This is a genomic window from Burkholderia singularis (assembly GCF_001718875.1).
GTDB lineage: Bacteria > Pseudomonadota > Gammaproteobacteria > Burkholderiales > Burkholderiaceae > Burkholderia > Burkholderia singularis.
This window is the reverse complement of record NZ_CP013449.1, coordinates 1,696,702-1,715,529: the sequence shown is the minus strand read 5'-3', so window position 1 is coordinate 1,715,529 and position 18,828 is coordinate 1,696,702. Positions and strand designations below refer to the sequence as shown.

General features: G+C 54.4%; 13 protein-coding genes and 1 pseudogene. 9 read left to right on the top strand and 5 right to left on the bottom strand.

Annotation, left to right across the window (positions count from 1 at the left end; translation table 11 throughout):
- Nucleotides 1-526: 526 nt before the first annotated feature.
- Genes AQ611_RS22925 through AQ611_RS22910 form a run of 4 tightly spaced genes read right to left on the bottom strand, consistent with a single transcriptional unit; the run spans nt 527 to nt 5,861 of the window.
- Nucleotides 527-778 carry a formate dehydrogenase subunit delta gene (locus AQ611_RS22925; protein WP_059518787.1) on the bottom strand — a complete coding sequence of 84 codons (252 nt, stop codon included), beginning with the start codon at nt 776-778 and terminating at the stop codon, nt 527-529.
- 7 nt (nt 779-785) lie between these two features.
- The gene (gene fdhF, locus AQ611_RS22920; RefSeq protein WP_069236177.1) at nt 786-3,755 is read right to left on the bottom strand and encodes a formate dehydrogenase subunit alpha; all 2,970 of its coding nucleotides are present in this window, start codon (nt 3,753-3,755) and stop codon (nt 786-788) included.
- A gap of 16 nt (nt 3,756-3,771) precedes the next feature.
- Nucleotides 3,772-5,349 carry a formate dehydrogenase beta subunit gene (locus AQ611_RS22915; protein WP_069236176.1) on the bottom strand — a complete coding sequence of 526 codons (1,578 nt, stop codon included), beginning with the start codon at nt 5,347-5,349 and terminating at the stop codon, nt 3,772-3,774.
- Entirely contained in the window at nt 5,346-5,861 is a 516-nt protein-coding gene (locus tag AQ611_RS22910; protein ID WP_069236175.1) for an NAD(P)H-dependent oxidoreductase subunit E, read from the bottom strand. The genes AQ611_RS22915 and AQ611_RS22910 overlap by 4 nt, the downstream gene beginning before the upstream one ends.
- 134 nt (nt 5,862-5,995) lie before the next feature.
- Between AQ611_RS22910 and AQ611_RS26520 the strand changes: the two are divergent.
- A pseudogene (locus tag AQ611_RS26520) lies at nt 5,996-6,459 on the top strand (LysR family transcriptional regulator); the annotation flags it as partial.
- A gap of 361 nt (nt 6,460-6,820) precedes the next feature.
- Here AQ611_RS26520 and AQ611_RS25940 read toward each other — a convergent pair.
- On the bottom strand, nt 6,821-7,726 hold the full coding sequence (locus AQ611_RS25940) for a CgnE/CgnB domain-containing protein (protein ID WP_146011747.1): 906 nt from the start codon (nt 7,724-7,726) through the stop codon (nt 6,821-6,823).
- Between the two features lie 836 nt (nt 7,727-8,562).
- Between AQ611_RS25940 and AQ611_RS25935 the strand changes: the two genes are divergently transcribed.
- From AQ611_RS25935 to AQ611_RS22870, 8 genes are all read left to right on the top strand, one after another.
- On the top strand, nt 8,563-9,456 hold the full coding sequence (locus AQ611_RS25935; protein WP_146011746.1) for an EboA domain-containing protein: 894 nt from the start codon (nt 8,563-8,565) through the stop codon (nt 9,454-9,456).
- A gap of 19 nt (nt 9,457-9,475) precedes the next feature.
- Nucleotides 9,476-10,372, top strand: coding sequence for a TatD family hydrolase (locus tag AQ611_RS22900; protein ID WP_083237518.1), 897 nt, complete (start codon nt 9,476-9,478; stop codon nt 10,370-10,372).
- A gap of 60 nt (nt 10,373-10,432) precedes the next feature.
- Nucleotides 10,433-11,617 carry a 3-dehydroquinate synthase gene (locus AQ611_RS22895; protein ID WP_069236172.1) on the top strand — a complete coding sequence of 395 codons (1,185 nt, stop codon included), beginning with the start codon at nt 10,433-10,435 and terminating at the stop codon, nt 11,615-11,617.
- A complete protein-coding gene (gene eboE, locus AQ611_RS25185) occupies nt 11,614-12,735 on the top strand; it encodes a metabolite traffic protein EboE (protein ID WP_083237517.1) in 1,122 nt (373 codons plus the stop codon). The genes AQ611_RS22895 and eboE overlap by 4 nt, the downstream gene beginning before the upstream one ends.
- Nucleotides 12,713-14,080: an alkaline phosphatase family protein gene (locus tag AQ611_RS22885; protein WP_069236170.1), complete on the top strand. Its 1,368-nt coding sequence runs from the start codon at nt 12,713-12,715 to the stop codon at nt 14,078-14,080. The genes eboE and AQ611_RS22885 overlap by 23 nt, the downstream gene beginning before the upstream one ends.
- Nucleotides 14,077-14,817, top strand: a complete 741-nt coding sequence (locus AQ611_RS22880) for a UbiA family prenyltransferase (protein ID WP_069236169.1) — start codon at nt 14,077-14,079, stop codon at nt 14,815-14,817. The genes AQ611_RS22885 and AQ611_RS22880 overlap by 4 nt, the downstream gene beginning before the upstream one ends.
- 662 nt (nt 14,818-15,479) lie before the next feature.
- Nucleotides 15,480-17,495 carry a hypothetical protein gene (locus tag AQ611_RS25930; protein ID WP_146011745.1) on the top strand — a complete coding sequence of 672 codons (2,016 nt, stop codon included), beginning with the start codon at nt 15,480-15,482 and terminating at the stop codon, nt 17,493-17,495.
- 49 nt (nt 17,496-17,544) lie between these two features.
- Nucleotides 17,545-18,666 (top strand): ferritin-like domain-containing protein, encoded by a 1,122-nt coding sequence (locus tag AQ611_RS22870; RefSeq protein ID WP_069236167.1) that lies wholly within the window; start codon nt 17,545-17,547, stop codon nt 18,664-18,666.
- The last annotated feature ends 162 nt before the right edge of the window (nt 18,667-18,828 follow it).

Genomic DNA, 18,828 nt, shown 5'->3' with positions numbered 1-18,828 from the left:
AAACGGCTTCAGTAACGCAGGGATGGAAACTTATTGGAGATCCAAGTCAGGCCGGCGTAGGGAGGTTTACCGGGAGCAGACCGTGCAGGGAGTCCGCCATTGACCGGTGCGGTTACCGTTTCTTGGGGCACTCACGGTGCCGGTGCGGTGGACCGGGACGTAACCGGTGTGCATGTGCCTATCCGGCAGGATAGGCACATGCACGGCAATATTTATTGGCATTCCTTCCGAGTCAGCCAGATCAGGATGTCGCAAAGATACAGAGAAAAGACTTCCGTTACGCCATAGATATGATTAATCATCGTGGACGTTCTCCATAGGTTTCGATAGTGGCTGGGAAGGGATGAGTGATGCGGTACGGGGCATCCGGTCCCGCATCTATCCTACAACAGGCACCCACACGTCAAAATAGCGCAGCGGCTCGTGCGCGCCATATAAGCATGCGTCGCGCAACAGCATGCCACGCCCATGCCGCCGTATCACGCGACGAAATAACTGACGTGGCAGGCCGAACGGCGCAGCGGTTTCACGCGGGCGAGATGACGGGTGACAGCGTATCGCGATACGCTGCAACCGCGTCACGGACGATCGGTGCGACACGCTGAGCCGCCTCGCATCCGGGATCGTCGAGCGCGGCAAGCAGCGCGCGCCGCATCCGAGGTTCCCAGAAGCGTCGGATATGGTCGGCAATGCCGGCCAGTGCCTCATCGCGATCGGGCATCGAAGCGAAAAATGCGCCGATCTGGTTGGCCATGTCGATCAGGTGTCCGGAATTCATTGCGTTCTCACTTACCCGTCGATACGCCTGCCGCTTCACGGCGTTCGAGCAGGTCGAGCTGTTCGGCGGTGAAGCGTGCGTATGCGGTTTGCCAATCGGAGCGTTGGGTGACCGGGAGCACTTGAACGGCCGTTACCTTGTATTCGGGGCAATTCGTCGCCCAATCGGAGTTGTCTGTCGTGATGACATTCGCGCCTGATTCGGGGAAGTGGAACGTCGTATACACGACGCCCGGCTGCATCCGCTCGGTCACGAGCGCACGCAGTACTGTCTGGCCGGCACGCGATTCGATGCCGACCCAGTCGCCGCTTCGTATGCCGCGTTCCTGCGCATCGTGCGGATGAATCTCGAGCCGGTCCTCGTGATGCCATTGCACGTTGTCAGTGCGCCGCGTTTGCGCGCCGACGTTGTACTGTGACAGGATGCGGCCTGTCGTCAAAATCAGCGGATAACGCGGCGTGATTTTTTCTGCGGACGGGATGAACTGCGTGATCACGAAGCGTCCCTTGCCGCGCACGAAAGTGTCGACATGCATCGTCGGCGTGCCGTTGGGCGCGTGTTCGTTGCATGGCCATTGGATACTGCCGAGCGCATCGAGCTTGTCATACGATACGCCCGCGAAGGTCGGCGTGAGCCGCGCGATTTCGTCCATGATTTCCGATGGATGCGCATAATCCATCGCGTAGCCGAGCGCGCGGGACAGCATCAGCGTCACTTCCCAGTCCGCATAGCCGGCAAGCGGCGGCATGACCTTGCGCACGCGCGAGATGCGTCGCTCGGCGTTGGTGAAGGTGCCGTCCTTTTCGAGAAACGACGAGCCGGGCAGGAACACATGCGCATACTTTGCCGTCTCGTTCAGAAAGATATCCTGCACGACGATGCATTCCATCGAGGTCAGTGCGGCCGCGACATGTTGCGTATTCGGGTCCGACTGAACGATATCCTCGCCTTGGCAATAGAGGCCCTTGAAACTGCCGTCCAGCGCCGCATCGAACATGTTCGGAATGCGTAGACCCGGTTCCGGCTGCAACGTCGCGCCCCACGCCGCTTCGAACTGCGCGCGCACGTTCGCATCGCCGATGTGCCGATAGCCGGGAAGCTCGTGCGGGAACGAACCCATGTCGCATGAGCCTTGCACGTTGTTCTGACCGCGCAGCGGATTGACGCCAACGCCTTCACGGCCGATGTTGCCGGTGGCCATCGCGAGATTCGCGATGCCCATCACCATCGTCGAGCCTTGCGCATGCTCGGTTACACCGAGTCCGTAATAGATTGCGGAGCGCCCCCGGCCCATGCCGGCGGGGCGTGCGCCGCTCGCATACAGGCGCGCGGCGGCGCGCACCTGTTCGGCCGGTACGCCGGTCACGGCAGCGCTTGCTTCGGGCGAATTCTCGGCGCGCGCCGCGAACTCGCGCCATTGCTCGTAAGCGCGGGCTTCGCAGCGCTCGGCGACGAAGGCGTTGTCGACGAGCCCTTCGGTGACGATCACATGGGCGAGCGCATTGATGATGGCGACGTTGGTGCCGGGGCGCAGTTGCAGATGATGATCGGCTTTCACGTGCGGGCCATCGACGAGATCGATGCGGCGCGGATCGATGACGATCAGCTTTGCGCCTTCGCGCACGCGGCGCTTCAGGCGCGAGCCGAAAACCGGATGGCCGTCGGTCGGGTTCGCGCCGATCACGACGATCACGTCTGCGTTGCCGATCGACGCGAAGGTTTGCGTGCCCGCCGATTCGCCCAGCGTCGTTTTGAGCCCGTAGCCGGTCGGCGAATGGCAAACGCGTGCGCAGGTGTCGACGTTATTGTTGCCGAACGCGGCGCGCACCAGCTTTTGCACCAGGTAGGTTTCCTCGTTCGTGCAACGCGACGACGTGATGCCGCCGATCGAATCGCGGCCGTATTTCGCCTGCAGGCTGCGCAGCCGCGTTGCCGCATAAGTGAGCGCTTCGTCCCAACTCACTTCGCGCCACGGATCGCTGATTTTCTCGCGGATCATCGGCTTCGTGATGCGGTCCTTGTGTGTCGCGTAGCCCCACGCGAAGCGGCCTTTCACGCAGGCGTGGCCTTCGTTGGCGCGGCCATTGCGGTGCGGCGTCATGCGCACGACCTGCGAACCTTTCATCTCGGCCTTCAGCGAGCAGCCGACGCCGCAATATGCGCACGTCGTGACAATCGCATGCTCGGGTTGGCCGAGCTGCACGACCGATTTTTCCTGTAGCGTCGCGGTCGGGCATGCGGCGACGCACGCGCCGCACGACACGCATTCGGAGGCCATGAACGATTCGCTTTCGCTGGCTGCGACGCGCGATTCGAAGCCGCGCGCGGCGATCGTCAGCGCGAACGTGCCCTGCGTTTGCTCACACGCACGCACGCAGCGGCTGCAGACGATGCATTTCGACGGGTCGTAGGTGAAATATGGGTTGGATTCGTCTTTCGGCTCGTGCAGATGATTGGCGCCGCCGTTGCCGTAGCGCACTTCGCGCAGGCCGACGATGCCGGCCATGTCTTGCAACTCGCAGTCGCCGTTGGCGGGGCAGGTCAGGCAGTCGAGCGGATGATCGGAGATATACAGCTCCATCACGTTGCGGCGCAGCGTCTGCAAGCGCTCCGATTGGGTGCGCACCTTCATGCCGGCTTCGGCCGGTGTCGTGCACGAGGCCGGATAGCCGCGCCGGCCTTCGATTTCGACGAGACACAGGCGGCACGAGCCGAACGGTTCGAGCGAATCGGTCGCGCACAGCTTCGGCACGTTGATGCCCGCCTCGATCGCGGCGCGCATGACCGACGTGCCGGCAGGCACCGTGACAGGCCGGCCGTCGATCTCGAGCGTGACGCGGGTGTCGGCGTGGCGGCGCGGCGTACCGTAATCCGTATCGTCGAACGGCTCCAGCACGCGCGCCTGCGCGGTGTGTTTGCATGTGCAGTGGCTCGAGCCACAGCCGCTTTCGCGGCCGTTGAGCGTGTCGGTGGACATGGAGGCTCCTTGCGGATCAGGCCGCGGTCTTGACCGGGTTCGGCGCGGCGTTTTTGCCGGCGGCGAGCCCGAAATCCTCGGGAAAATGCTCGAGCGCGGAGAGGACCGGATACGGCGTCATCCCGCCCATCGCGCATAGCGAGCCGGCGAGCATCGTGTCGCACAGCTCGCGCAGCAGCGTGATTTGCCGCTCGGAGGTGTCGCCTTGCCGAATGCGCGCGATGGTTTCGACGCCGCGCGTCGAGCCGATCCGGCAGGGCGTGCACTTGCCGCACGATTCGATCGCGCAGAATTTCATCGCGTACTCGGCGAGCTGCGCCAGATTCGACGTGTCGTCGTGCAGCACGATGCCCCCGTGACCGACGACCGCGCCGATCGCCGCGTAGGCCTCGTAATCCAACGGCACGTCCCATTGATGCTCCGGCAGATACGTGCCGAGCGGGCCGCCGACTTGCGCGGCGCGCGCGGGCCGCCCGCTAGCGGTGCCGCCGCCGAAATCGAACAGCAGCTCGCGCAGCGTCGCGCCGAACGCAAGCTCGACCAGGCCGCCTTGCTTGATGTTGCCCGCGAGTTGGAACGGCAGCGTGCCGCGCGAGCGGCCCATCCCGTAATCGCGATAGAACGCGGCGCCGCGCGCGAAGATCACGGGCGCGGTTGCGAGCGTGATTACGTTGTTGATGACCGTGGGTTGACCGAACAGGCCCGCAAGCGCGGGCAGCGGAGGCTTCGCGCGCACCACGCCGCGTTTGCCTTCGAGCGATTCGAGCAGCGCCGTTTCCTCGCCGCAGACATACGAGCCCGCACCTTTCGCGACATACAGCTCGAACGCGTGCGTGGAGCCGAGCACGCGTTCGCCCAGCCAGCCGGCCTCGCGTGCGCGCGCGATCGCCGCTTCGAGCGTGGCGATCGCATGCGGATATTCGCTGCGCACGTAGATATGGCCGATCGTTGCGCCGGTTGCGACGCCCGCGATGATCATTCCTTCGATCAGGCAGTACGGATCGCTTTCCATGATCAAACGATCGGAAAACGTGCCCGAATCGCCTTCGTCAGCATTGCAGACGATATATTTTTGCTGCGCGTTCGCGTGCCGGACCGTGCGCCATTTGATGCCGGCCGGGAATGCCGCGCCGCCGCGGCCGCGCAGGCCCGATTCGATCAGCGTTTCGCATGCGGCGTCGCCTTTCATGGCGAGCGCGTGCTTCAGACCGGCAAGGCCGTCGTGCCGCAAGTAATCGTCAATCGACAACGGGTCGGTCAGGCCGATGCGCGCGAACGTCAGACGCTGCTGGCGCGCGAGATACGGCAGCGCGTCAACGAGGCCGACGCAGCTTGGATGCGCGCCGCCGTTTAGCCAGCCGGCGTCGAACAGCGCCGGCACATCGGCAGCCGACAGGTTCGCATAGCCGATGCGGCCGGCGGCCGTGCCGATCTCGACGAGCGGCTCGAGCCACAGCAGGCCGCGCGAACCGTTGCGGATCAGCTCGATCGTCACGCCGCGCCGCTCGGCTTGCTCGGCGATGGCCGCGGCGAGTGCGTCGGCGCCAAGTGCAAGCGCGGACGAGTCGCGCGGCACGTAAACGCGTGTCGTCATGCTGCCTCCACGGTTTGGGATACGGCATGCTCGAGCAGTGTGTCGAATTTTTCCGGCGTGACCTTCGCGTGCAGTACTCCGTTGATCGTCATCGACGGCGATTGCGCGCATAGCCCGAGGCAGTAAACCGATTCGAGTGCAATGGCAGCCGGCACACCGGCGTCATGTGCGTGCGGATGCGCGGTGCCGTCGCGCGTATCGTCGAAGCGGCAGCGCGTGCGCGTTTGCGCATGCTCGGCGAGCGTTTCGCTACCCATGCTGCGGCATGCTTCGGCGCGGCATATCTGAATTGTCACGCGCGCGGGCGGCGCCGTGCGAAAGTGGTGGTAATAGGTCAGCACGCCGTGCACTTCCGCGCGCGACAAATTCAGCGCTTTCGCGAGCAGTGCGACGCAGCCGGGCGGCACGTAGCCCGCATCGTCCTGGATCGCGTGCAGGATCGCGACGAGCGAGCGGCCGGCGCGCGCATGGCGCTCGACGAGCGCATCGGGCGCGGGGGAAATCGGGGACATCTGTTATGCTCCTCCAAAGTCTCATATGCACTATGAATTCATATATGGTGCATCGCGGCTTTGTTTTGATGGATTTCAGGCAACGATAAGCGGAAGTCTTGACGGTCGCAATAGAAAATCGGGGGACGTAATTAATTCGAGTCGAATGCGACGCCTATTTGGCCGTGCGCGACAACGCAGGACGCGCGACGAGCTTGTCGAATATGGCGCCGTTGCACGAACTCGTCGCTGCGACGAGCAGCATTGTGTATGCAGCGCAAACGAAGGGTCTGTCGTACCGTCATGCGTGGGGCTGCTGCGCGCGCTCGCGGCCGAAGTCGCGAACGTGCTGAACCGCTGGCTCGCGTAGCGTGACAGCATCTTGCATATTTACGCTTTGCACGGCCTCGCGGTGGCGGTACTGGTGACGTCGTTCGTCGGGGCTCAAGCGGCGGGCGAGATCAAATGATGGTGAGAACGCCCAGGCTGGAAGGGCGCTCGCGCGTGGTAAGTGCGATCTGGCGGGATTTCATTTGCCGCTGAGCGTGTTTCGAGAACAGTGCGTGAGATTTGCCGCCCGTGGCTCGACGATGGGCGCCACGTGCTGATGGCTCTGTCGGACGGACGAATTAGGCATCGGCTTTGCTTGTCGGATCAAGGCCGCTCATTTTGAAGCGCAGTGTCTTTTCGCCGGCATCGACTCAAATCCGTCTGTTGTTTTCTGAACAGCAACCACGCTTGCCGATGATTGGTCGCTTGACCGCCAGCGTGACAGCGTCTCTCTGCGTTCAAGACTGCGACATAGGCCGCGGCAAATGCATCGTGTCGGTATCGGCGGGCAGCCACCGACGACAAAACAAGCCATGCAACCATGCCGTAAGCCAGGGATCCCTGACGAAATCTGCCTCCTCAACTTTTGTACACTTTCTTTGACAACCGTCGATCGCGGCAATTACTAAGCTGTATTTCGAGACGAATATCTATTGAAGACTTGCGCAGGTTGAAATGAAATCTATGTGAGGCATTTTTCTCCCCATGCCTATTCCTATATGGATACCGCTAACTCCTTCATTTAATAGAGAGTTAATTTTCCAATCTACAGGTTGATTGTACTTGGCGCATCCCAGTGAGAATTCCGTTGCAGTCAGACCTCGCTCAAGTTCGCTAAATATTTGATTGAATTCACTGGTTCTGTCCAAACCACCAATGATAATGGAGCGTGCTATGTTATCTTCAAATGTGATTTTGTTTTCCCCTGATGAGCAGGAAATCATCAATTGATTTAGAAAGCTATCGAATTTATTCTTTATTTCAACGTTATTAAAAAGATAAATTAAGCCATTGAATATAAATTCTCCATCTATCGTAAAGCTGGAGCGATCTTCACTGATGTTTACGATTGATGCTTCGAAGAATTCTGCAATGGAGTATAACCAACCCGCTTTCATGATTGTTGCGTCATTCGCAATTTCTACTTCTTCATTAAGACTACAAGTCATCTGCCCATATGGGGAACATATTTTAGCGCATCGATTTGAAAGTAGTTTTGTATATGCCTCTGAACGAGAGCGTATTACAGACCTGCAATCTACCGAAAGCAGTTTAGATAATGAGTAGTGGAGTGAGGTTGTGGAATTGTCGAATTTTGCAATGGCAAGGTGTGCCAAGATTGCTTGCGAGTTATTCCATAGGTTGCGCAATTTTTCGTGATATTCATATGTTGAAATGATTAATAGGGCGGCAATTTTATTTTGTAAAAAATCGCATTCGTCAAAGTGAATGACCTCGAATCCGTGTTGGTGTGCGACTTGGGCGGATTCTTTGGTATCAACCACAATTGGAATGTTTTTCGTAATTAATTTATCAAAATAATCTTCGGCGTTCATTCAATCCTCTGCTTAGATTAAAAGGAACGGTTGAAAATAAAAATTACTTCCAACCGTTCAACTTGCAACTTAATTACCAGTAGCAATTTTCTAGAGCTTGACGGGTCGTAATATCAACTGGACGAACCTTGACGGCCATGACCGGGATTTGATGTTGATTCATTTAAAACCTCGTTTGATCGAGAATATATGGAAATGTATGGTGAAGATTTTTTGGATAATCAATCTCACCTTACAGGGGTACTTGCCAACCCTAATATCAGAGCCGGCAATCCCAGCTTAGGTCATTAAAATGCACGTGTAAACATTGAAATGATGGTTGCGATTTTGCTCTGAAGTTTCACCGTTTGTCACGGGATGACGTAATAAGTTATTTTTAATGGTTTTGAAAATGCGCTTTGATCCGGGTGTGAGAATGTATATTGCTGGAATTTTCAATCATCTGTCGTTGTTCTCTGATATTGGCTTGGATTTGCGAAAATTCTTACCTTCGATGACGATGCGGGTAGTACCGTGGCGCCGTCAATCAAGCGTGGCGGCGCTCAGGATGCGTGTGCTGGGGCTACTTCCATTCTCTGAAGTCAAGATTGAATACCATCGGTGCCATGAGTGCCGCTCATAACGATGCTTATGTCGCAACTGAAAACAGAATAATTATCAACATAGTGGTACTCATACTGTTCAGGACGCTACTAAAAAAAGGAGCTTTATTTTTGTTTTTAAAACATGCATTCTTGATGCGGCATCATTTGTTTTGCGCTCGTAGATTAATTATCTCGGTTGATCTTAAAATAAACTGAAATGAATAAAATGGGTGCCGGCATCGGCGATAGTGTATGGAAAACTCGGTAAACGTTAAATATGCTAGCTTCCTGGCAAAAGTCTTGAGTAGGCACTTGTCTGCTGAAGCGTATGATTTCTTCCTGGCAGCCTCAGGTGAAATACACAGCGGCGTATCGAATTTACGCCTAACACAATTGATCACGCTCGCCGGGCGACATGCTCGACATTACCCAACACTTTCATTGAATGACGCCGAGCATCGTTCGTTGGTTGAAATGGGTTCCAATTGCAATCCGGCCAAGTGGAACGTACTCGAAGCATTGCGTATCGCCTTGTTGCTAACCTCACCGGACATCGACAGTGATGCCTTCCCGAACATATTCGAATATTGCTTCCGATTTCCTGACCACGACGAATCGTGTGCGCTCTATCGTTCGTTGCCGTTGCTACCTCGGGGAGAACGCTTTATCCGGCGCGCCTGCGAAGGTTGTCGCAGCAACATGCGCACGATATTCGAAGCTGTCGGATGCTATTCGCCGTATCCAGTCAAGTATTTCGACGACATATCATGGCGCCAGTTCGTCATCAAGGCCGTATTCATCGATGTGCCGCTTTGGCAAATTAACGGAATAGGCGAACGCCTCTCACCGGAGCTCGCTCACATGGCGCTTGATCTTGTAGACGAACGTCGCAGTGCAGGGCGCGATATACCACCGCAGCTGTGGTTTTGCCTTGGCCCTTATCTCGACGATCGCGGAATGCATGCACTTCAAAATGAGCTAATGGAAAACAATGATCGGAGGCAGCGCGGCGCATTGCTTGCGCTCGGTCGGGCCGGCGCATTGACGGAAGATCGCTGCCAACGTGCTGTGCTTACCGCTCACGCTCCGTTCATCCAGCAAGCACGTGCAGACGGCTTTACACAGCGCATGTTGGAATTTCTATAAACGATCAAAAGGAACAATCTTGAAATTCTTCGATCCCCATATTCACATGACTTCACGCACGACCGACGATTTAGAAGCCATGGCCGCTGGAGGTATTCGTGCAGTCATCGAACCAGCCTTCTGGCAGGGGCAGCCGCGTACCAATGTCGGGAGTTTCATCGATTATTTCTCGAGTCTCATCGGTTGGGAACGCTTCCGATGCGCACAATTCGGCATCGTTCACTATTGTGCAATCGGCCTGAATTCGAAGGAAGCAAATAACGAGGGGCTCGCGCGTGAAGTTATTGAATTAATTCCACACTTTGCGCTCAAAAATGGCGTCGTCGCAATCGGCGAAATTGGCTATGACGAAATTACTTCTGCAGAGGATTTCGCATTTCAAATGCAACTTGATTTTGCTCGCCAGCACGACATGATGGTGATGGTTCATACCCCGCACCGCGACAAGAAGCGTGGCACACGCCGTTCGATCGACGTCGCACGCGAGCACGGCGTCGATGTGACGAAGCTGGTTATCGATCATAACAATGAAGAAACCGTGCGCGACGTGCTGGAAGCCGGGGCATGGGCAGCATTCACGATTTATCCGAACACAAAGATGGGTTCCAATCGGATGGTCGACATCGTTCGCCAATATGGTTCGGAACGAATCATCGTTGACAGCTCCGCAGACTGGGGAGTGAGCGATCCGCTGGCGGTACCGAAAACCGCACGGCTCATGCTTGAACAAGGCATCCCATCCGCCACGGTTGAAGCAGTTACCTGGGGAAATGCACTGCAGGCATATGCGCAATCACAGCAAATCGACATGGCCGAATTGAATCGCATACCGAATCTCGATCAGCGACAACTGTTCGCGGACAATTCAGTTTTGCGCGGTCAAACGCCACGCGTCGACGGTCCCGTACCGAACTGATGTGGCAAGCGTGGCTTTCGATTGAACGCTCTTGCCGGTCTCTATCCGCGAGAATGCTCCATGCTCAAATATCGAATCGATCAAATTTTCGATGTTCGTTACGAATACCCCGTTTGCTTCACGCGCCATGCATTCGAGCCGGCCAACGCGGTGCTTGCAGAACTGATACGAGTGAGGGCAGATGACACAAAAGCACATGTCCTGTTTGCGGTCGATTCGGGTATCGTCGCTGCTCGCCCCGAATATATCGATGCCATCGAGCAATATGCAGCCGTTTATTCGGATGTATTCGAACTCGTTCGTCCAGCGTGGATCGTATGCGGTGGCGAAGCGGCCAAACAGGAATTGAACGAAATCGAGACTTTATACGCTCACACAAAAAATTTCGGACTTTGCCGACATAGTTATGTCGTTGCAGTCGGCGGTGGCGCCGTACTCGACGCGATTGGCTACGCGGCCGCTACTGCGCATCGAGGAATTCGGCTGATCCGAATGCCATCGACCGTGCTCGGTCAAAACGACGCCGGCGTGGGCGTCAAGAATGCGGTCAATTGGCATGGCCGCAAGAACTTTGTCGGAACTTTCGCACCGCCGTTTGCCGTAGTCAACGATTTTGATCTTCTTCGCAGCGTACCGGCAGCCGATCAGCGTGCAGGCATCGCGGAGGCGATCAAAGTAGCGCTAATTCGTGATCGACGTTTTTTCGATCAACTCCATCGAGCGCGGCACGCACTTGCCTCGCTTACGCCGCACGAGATGGAACAGATGATAGTTCGTTGTGCAGAACTCCACTTGGAGCAAATTCGCAATTCGGGCGATCCTTTTGAACGAGGCAGCGCACGACCGCTCGATTTCGGTCACTGGTCAGCACACAAGCTAGAAGAGATTTCGTGTCACCGCTTGCGGCATGGTGAAGCGGTCGCTATCGGCATCGCGCTCGACGTTCTGTATTCCAGACGGCTCGACATGATCGGCGATGACGTTGCCGATGTCATTTTCACGACCCTACAAGATATCGGATTTGAGCTCGACGACGTCGCCCTCGATGAGCTTGACGTCGAACAAGCGCTGAGCGATTTTCGAGAGCACCTTGGCGGGCAAATGTGCATTACGTTGATCAAAGGAATCGGTGAAGGTATCGAGGTTCACAGCATTGACGTCGATATCATGCGTGACTGCATATCCGATCTGCGCTCGTTGCAACGATCGACGCAGAAGCTGCCTCCGTCGGAGATCCATACATGAATCAAGACTATCCGCTGACGTACTGTACGAATGTTCACCCTGGCGACACATGGGTTGATGTACGGCGCAATCTCGAAGATGCGTTGCAAGTCAAACGAATCTGCTTTCCCGATCGCACGTTTCCGCTTGGTCTTCGCCTATCGGCCTCGGCCGCGTTCGAGATTGACGATACGGAGCTTCGTCGCTTTACGGATTGGTGTGACAAGTACGACTGCTACGTGTTGACGATCAACGGATTTCCATACGGTTCATTTCATGGAACACGAGTTAAAGAGACAGCCTACTTACCCGATTGGCGCGACCCTCGACGTGCGGTCTATACGATGCGACTTGCCGACATCCTCGCGCAATGCCCGTCCCTTTGTGGCACTGCTTCGATATCGACCGTACCGATTGCTTATCGAGACGGCTTCGCTCCGGAACATTGGCCGATCGTCAAAGGCTATATGCTTGATGTTTTGGCACACCTTGCACACTTGCGTGAACGAGGCGGTCCACTGATCCGCCTTGCGATAGAACCCGAGCCATGCTGTGTATTGGAACAAACTCGCGAGGCCATCGAGTTTTTCGAGCGGATGAATTTCCCGGACGCACTTGCCGAGCACATAGGTCTCTGCTTTGATTGTTGCCATCAGGCGGTCGAGTTCGAGGAAGCAGCGCATTGCCTCGAGCAACTGGCGCAAGCAAGAATTCCGATGGCCAAGGTACAGCTATCGTCCGCTCTGCGCGCGCGTGGAGACAAGGCAATCCATCTACTCAAATTCGATGAGCCAACGTATCTTCACCAGGCTGTGGCGCGCCGAAAGAATGGCGAACTTCAGCGCTTTGCAGACCTTCCCGATCTTGCCCGTTGGCTTGGCAGTGGTGAAATTCCTGAAGAATGCCGTGTGCATTTCCACGTACCTATTTTCCTAGCTGAACTTGGTGGCATCGAGACGACCCGCTTTTTCCTGGAGGATCTGCTTCCGCGACTTTCACCAGCGACGCCGCTCGAAGTCGAAACGTACAGCTTCGGCGTTCTACCTGCGTCATTGCGTCTGGAGTCACTCAGTCACTCCATTGCACGAGAGTTGAAGTGGGTCAAGGAGGTACTCGATGCAGCGCACGGCCATCATTAATGTTGTTGGTCTCACAAAGAATCTGATCGGTAGACACACGCCGCGTCTTTCCGCATTCAGTGACGAAATTGCTGTCGTCGATGCGGCGATGCCAGCGCTGACTTGCTCTGCGCAGACGACGTATTTGACTGGTGTACGGCCTGCCGAACACGGTATCGTCGGCAACGGCTGGTATTTTCGCGAACTCGACCAGGTTATGCTGTGGCGGCAAAGTAATCGGCTAGTGCAGTATCCCCGCATCTGGCACATCGCACGACAACGCGATCCTGCCTTCACGTGCGCCAATACGTTCTGGTGGTATGCGATGGCCACCGATGCGGACATCACACTGACACCACGGCCACTCTACCGTGCGGACGGTCTGAAATTGCCCGATTTCTATACGCAACCGGCGATGCTGCGCCAATCCTTGCGCGAGCAACTCGGACAGTTTCCGCTCTACGACTTTTGGGGGCCGCGCACGACGATCCGGTCGAGTCAATGGATTGCCGATGCCGCACTCATTGTAGAGAGACAATTTCAACCTACTTTGAATCTCATCTATTTACCGCATCTCGATTACTGTCTACAACGTGTGGGCCCGCAAGCCGATATTTCTGTGGAGCTTCGCGAGATCGACGCGGTTTGTGGCCGTTTGTTCGACGTCTTGCAGTCACGAGGCGTTCGCATTGTCGTGTTGTCCGAATACGGCATCATGCAAGTTGAACGGCCAATACACATTAATCGCGCATTACGCGAAGCAGGTTTTGTAGCAATTAAACGCGATCTCGGACAGGATTACCTCGACACTGGCGCATCCCGCGCATTTGCCGTAGCTGATCATCAAATCGCACATGTCTATGTCCGTGATCAATGCGACATCGCTACGGTTCGTCACCTCTGCGAAACTTTGCCTGGTGTCGGAGAGGTTCTGGATGAAGCAGGCAAATCCCATTACGGTCTGGCGCATTTCCGTGCCGGTGAACTCGTGCTGCTTGCCGAGCCCGACAGCTGGTTTACGTACTATTTCTGGTTTGACGACAGCGCTGCACCCGATTACGCACGCACGGTCGATATCCACAACAAGCCAGGCTACGACCCGGCCGAACTATTCATCGATCCGGCCATCCGCTTCCCGGCGTTGAAGGTCGGGATGACTCTTTTGCGTAAAGCGTTCGGCATGCGTTATCGAATGGATCTGATCCCACTTGATGCGTCGCTCGTGCGCGGCTCACATGGCATTCGCTCCATCAGTGACGGCGACGCACCAATTCTGATGAGTTCCGAGCGCGGACGGATTAGCCGCGGCAAGCTTGCATCAACCGATGTCTGCCCGATCCTGCTCGATCATATCTTTATCCGATGAACACGCTCTCATTCAACAGCCGCATTTATGCAATCCTGTCCCTCTGTCGGGTCAGCAATTTGCCAACTGTTTGGATCAACGTCCTGACGGCTTCTATTTTGTCTGGTGTGCTAAACAATCAACGAGAAGTTGAATCCGTGCTGTTGCTTGTGGCTGCGCTGTCTTGCTTCTATTGCGGTGGAATGGCACTTAACGATCTGTACGATATCGATCACGATAGCGTGCATCAGCAGTATCGCCCGATTCCTTCCGGCCAGATCACGTTCGTGCGTGCGCGCGCCGTCACATTCGGGCTATTCGTGTTTGCATTCTTCTGCTTGTCAATCGCCCCATATCGCATCGGACTTGTGGCTGGCGTCGCACTGCTGACTGTCATTTGGTTGTACAACCGGTTTCACAAGCGCCATTCAGTTGCCGTGCTTGCGATGGCTGGCGCTCGACTATTTATTTACATTGTCACTGCATTGGCGATTTCTGGTCAGGTATCGAAAACGATCTGGCTCGCGGGAGGGCTGCAGGCGGCGTACATTTTGACGATTACGATCGTTGCGCGCCGCAAAAGCCACGCGATTGGACAACGGCGCGATGTTTGGCCGTCGATTCCATGGATGCTTGCAGCGATACCGATATGCGATGGCCTTGTGCTGGCGATGCTTATCGACCCGGCGTGGCTAGCGGTAGGCATCGGCGGAACGATTCTGACTCGCATGGCCCAACGCTACATACGTGGTGACTGAATAATAAACATGATCAAAATTAGTTTCCGCATCTAATCAATAAGGATTGCTATGAATAATTTAGAGCATGCAATCGTCAAACTTATTAGTGATTTTTCTACCGCTCGGCCAGCAAGCTCTCGGTGTTGCGCCACATGAAATCGCGAGTTTGCGAGCAACATGATCCGGATGTTGTTGTCAGTCGACATCCGGGCGTCATGATCGAATCCGTCGCTTGCGATCAGCCGAAGCTCAAGGCGTTCTTAGCAACATGTTCGTATGTCGTTACAAAGCAGATACCACCGGCTTTGTGTGCATTCCGTTTCCAACGCGCGTAGCGCTATTACTCAATGGCATTGTCCAAGTGCGATTGGCTATACCAGACGCTGAACCGAGACGGATGCGTAGTCATTGGTCGAACTATGAGTTGGGATATGCATTGGCGACGAATTTATCTATTTTTGCCTCGGCGACAGTAAGTCCGCCATTGCCGGGGCAATCGAACACCGGGGTAGCCGCTACGTCGATCCAGCCGGTACTAACTGTTTCCAAAACCCGAAAGGCAATGCTATTGAACTGATCAATGCATTCGGGCGAATACCTGCGCTACGAAGTTGTTTACGGGAAACGTCCCTGCGATTAGGGGGTGTTTTGAAATTTGACAATGTATCCGAGGAGTAGACATGAGTTACTTACAGTTCCCCAGACTTGCTTTTTCCGGTAAATTTCAAGCTGATGTTTCGACGGTCAATAACGATCCACGACATTTCGATAACGATACATTCAATTCTTCTTTTCAAGAATTACAAACCGATCAGAACTTATTCTATGGTTGGTGGAATCCAATCGGTACCGGCATCATGCGTTTCAGCGATTGCACGGTGAAAAGTCTATTTGATAAATATGGAAGTATTATGACTGATGATTCATTGGATTCATTGATTGGAGGTTCGGTTGGCAATTCGCCAGACCGTCCGTCGGGCAAAATGGTTGATCTGGATACAGACTGGCAGTTGGCATCGAGTATTTATGGACTTTCCGTCTCGTTAACTACTAAAGACGGACTTCAAATTATGACGGCCAATTACGAAAGCCACCCTTTTCGTGATCTTTGGTTTCGAGCTCCTGGCGGAGGTGATAGTGCCGCATCAGCTGTGTTTCAGTCAGTGCTAACCGATGTCGTCTGGCTTGACGAGGGCTACTTGCCTAAGAGTCAGTTTCTCAGTGAACTGCGTGATGCATCCGAGAATGGGCTTTTATCAATCCGCTTGGCCACATATGGCTTCCAGGTTGACAGCAAGCAACCAGAATTTACTCTCGGAAAATTAATTGGAAATATTGGTCCGGCAAAATCCAATCAACCTCGCTCTTTTATCCTAGGTCGCCGCTTCATACCGACTACACAAGACGAGAATCGCGATCTGGCCAGTACCAGTTATGATTTGAATTCAGAAAATCAATCGAACCCGAAAATTCCCGATTGGGGATTTGGATGTTTCTCATCATTTGTCGAAAAAAATTCCGGGTATCTCGGATATCCTGGATGCCTCCACGTCGACTTGAGCAATGCTTTCCCAACTGATAGCGATTATAGGATTATCGATCAAGGTAACCTTATATATGCTGCCTTAAATGATGAGTCGATCAAGCAGGATGCCAAAATAACCATTCATGACTATGTCCCGCTTGGCAGTGTCGCCCGCGACGTTAAATCGTTGGAAGAATTGCAACAATACCGAGGCGGCATTGATTCACTGCCGTTAGCAGCACTTACGCTCAAATTGATGGAAGAAAGGCCGCTTGCCATTCTCAAAAAACTCGATTCAGACAATGCGCTGGTTTGCGTGCGCGAAGCGCCGCTTGGGCTGGAAGTTCGTGCGGAAACTTTTGCTTTCAAGCTTGACCCGAACGACCATAGCCCCGCTGAGAGAAATTCTCAGGAAGTAGTTCTTTATGCCGCTCGCTATGGCAAGCCTTATGCAAATCAGGAACTGGCGCTCTGGGCCAGCGCTCCAGCGCCCGATTTCGGTAATACTCCATCAAACAGAAAAGACCCTGGTACGACACCCAGGGCACCAATCCCCATCAACAATGTACCGGGCGATTGTGTCAGCATCACGCCACTCCGTCCACGTACCGACAATAATGGCATCGCAACGGTAAGGTTTACCGGGCCTAATACGATGGGTAATCCGCGTGGATATATAGACGGTCAGCTTTACACCTTCTCGTATAACTTCGCTGGCAACGATGCCGCAGTACAGCAGCCATTAGACATGATTGCCGTCGTGGTTTACAGCACTTTCCCCACACCAGGGCAAAACATTGATCTAACAAACCCGCGCTGGGAAGACGTACAGCCGATTCTCCAGCAGTATGCCAACCTCTATCCGGTTATGAGCAAGGGACTGTTCGATTTTTCGAAGCAAGAAGTTGCTGATTCCGCTGCCTTCATCATGAAATTCGTTTTCGACAAGCCAATAGACGACCCCGACCAGATGCCCGTGACGCGTGACCTATCCTCAACCAAACGTCGCATGCTAATTAATTATTTCGACAATGTCATAAAAAAAACCGGTAAGACGCTAGGCAGCCAGGCCATATATGGAAAGCGTTGTCCATTGCATCACTTCGCCGACTCTGAAAAATCGGCATCTAATCTCATGGATATCGCGCTGACACACGGTAGAAAGCGTTAAAAGCCAATATCTCTATCGAACATATCCCACTGAACAGGATCACTTCATCATGTTGAAAATTCGAAGGGAAATTATCGAAAAATTGCGTGCCACAACCAACCTTGGCGACGTGATATATATATTAGAGAATGCCGTGATGATTGAATTTACGACGATCCCTCCCTATCTGACAGCGCTCTTTTCCATCATCCCTCAACAGAATCCCAGTGCCCAAGCGATTCCCAGTGCCCAATCTCTAATGCATTCCGTTGTGCTCGAGGAAATGCTGCACATGACGCTTGCTGCAAATACAATGATTGCAATTGGTGGTAATCCGCGTATATACGAACTTGGTATAAAACTTCGCTACCCAGCATCATTTCCGATGAACGTGGACGAGGGTTTGCAAGCCCACCTAACCTCGTTGACCAGCCAGCAGGCCAGAGCCTTCATGGAGATCGAATACCCCGACACGAACGCACTTCTTCCAGGAGAAAAACAGTCTACATCCAACGATCATTCCATCGGTGATTTCTATGATGAGGTTATCCAAGCATTGATCAGATTGAACAATTTAGGCAAAGGAATTTTTTCAAATCCGCGTCTTGATCATCAGATCGATGTTGCTCAATGGTTTCCTTTCGAATTAAATAATATTGGAAATGGCAAGGTATCTTCGTTAGATTCTGCTCAAGTAGTACTCAAAGAAATCACAGCACAAGGTGAAGGGGTTCAAATCAGAGCAGATCCTATCGATCCATATAATGGCGGGAGAGAATATGCACACTACTTCAAATTCGGTGAGATCTTTTACGGTCGACAGCTAGTGGGGGATCGGAATGATCCTTCTGGTTTTTCCTACACCGGCCCTCAGATTCCGTTGGCTATATGCAACCTGTTGGAGAATGCTGCAGTCTCCGATTACGAAAAAGGCAGCGATGCTTATATTACGGGTTCTCAATTCTATGAGACTTATCGACGCCTGCTGAAAGCGCTGGATGAGACGTTCAACGGCTACCCGGAAAGTTTGAACTCAGCTATGGGCATCATGTTCGAGCTTAAGCTGGCCGCTCAGAAAGTCATACAATCTGTGGAATTGATTGATCCTTCCACGGGGAAGCAATGTCATCCCGCACCTCCTTTCATGCCAGACCACGACAAGCCTGCGACCAGCGAGCTCCTGTCACGTTGACGAAGCGATGAGCGAAGATGTTGCACTGAAGAAGACGCTCCAGCTCAGCGTGCGCGACATTGAAGAGTTGATGCTCAGAAGATCGTCACCCACCAACTGTACAGTTGACCTGCACTCAGCAAACCGGGCTAGTCAAACCTAGTGGAGTTCGTTTTTGAGCGG

Excerpts from the sequence above, each read along its gene's own strand:
- AQ611_RS22870 (WP_069236167.1), top strand. The coding sequence starts at position 17,545 with ATGTTGAAAATTCGAAGGGAAATTATCGAAAAATTGCGTGCCACAACC.
- AQ611_RS25940 (WP_146011747.1), bottom strand. The coding sequence starts at position 7,726 with ATGAACGCCGAAGATTATTTTGATAAATTAATTACGAAAAACATTCCA.
- fdhF (WP_069236177.1), bottom strand. The coding sequence starts at position 3,755 with ATGTCCACCGACACGCTCAACGGCCGCGAAAGCGGCTGTGGCTCGAGC.
- AQ611_RS22925 (WP_059518787.1), bottom strand. The coding sequence starts at position 778 with ATGAATTCCGGACACCTGATCGACATGGCCAACCAGATCGGCGCATTT.
- AQ611_RS22895 (WP_069236172.1), top strand. The coding sequence starts at position 10,433 with ATGCTCAAATATCGAATCGATCAAATTTTCGATGTTCGTTACGAATAC.
- AQ611_RS22915 (WP_069236176.1), bottom strand. The coding sequence starts at position 5,349 with ATGACGACACGCGTTTACGTGCCGCGCGACTCGTCCGCGCTTGCACTT.
- AQ611_RS25930 (WP_146011745.1), top strand. The coding sequence starts at position 15,480 with ATGAGTTACTTACAGTTCCCCAGACTTGCTTTTTCCGGTAAATTTCAA.
- AQ611_RS25935 (WP_146011746.1), top strand. The coding sequence starts at position 8,563 with ATGGAAAACTCGGTAAACGTTAAATATGCTAGCTTCCTGGCAAAAGTC.
- AQ611_RS22910 (WP_069236175.1), bottom strand. The coding sequence starts at position 5,861 with ATGTCCCCGATTTCCCCCGCGCCCGATGCGCTCGTCGAGCGCCATGCG.
- eboE (WP_083237517.1), top strand. The coding sequence starts at position 11,614 with ATGAATCAAGACTATCCGCTGACGTACTGTACGAATGTTCACCCTGGC.
- AQ611_RS22885 (WP_069236170.1), top strand. The coding sequence starts at position 12,713 with ATGCAGCGCACGGCCATCATTAATGTTGTTGGTCTCACAAAGAATCTG.
- AQ611_RS22880 (WP_069236169.1), top strand. The coding sequence starts at position 14,077 with ATGAACACGCTCTCATTCAACAGCCGCATTTATGCAATCCTGTCCCTC.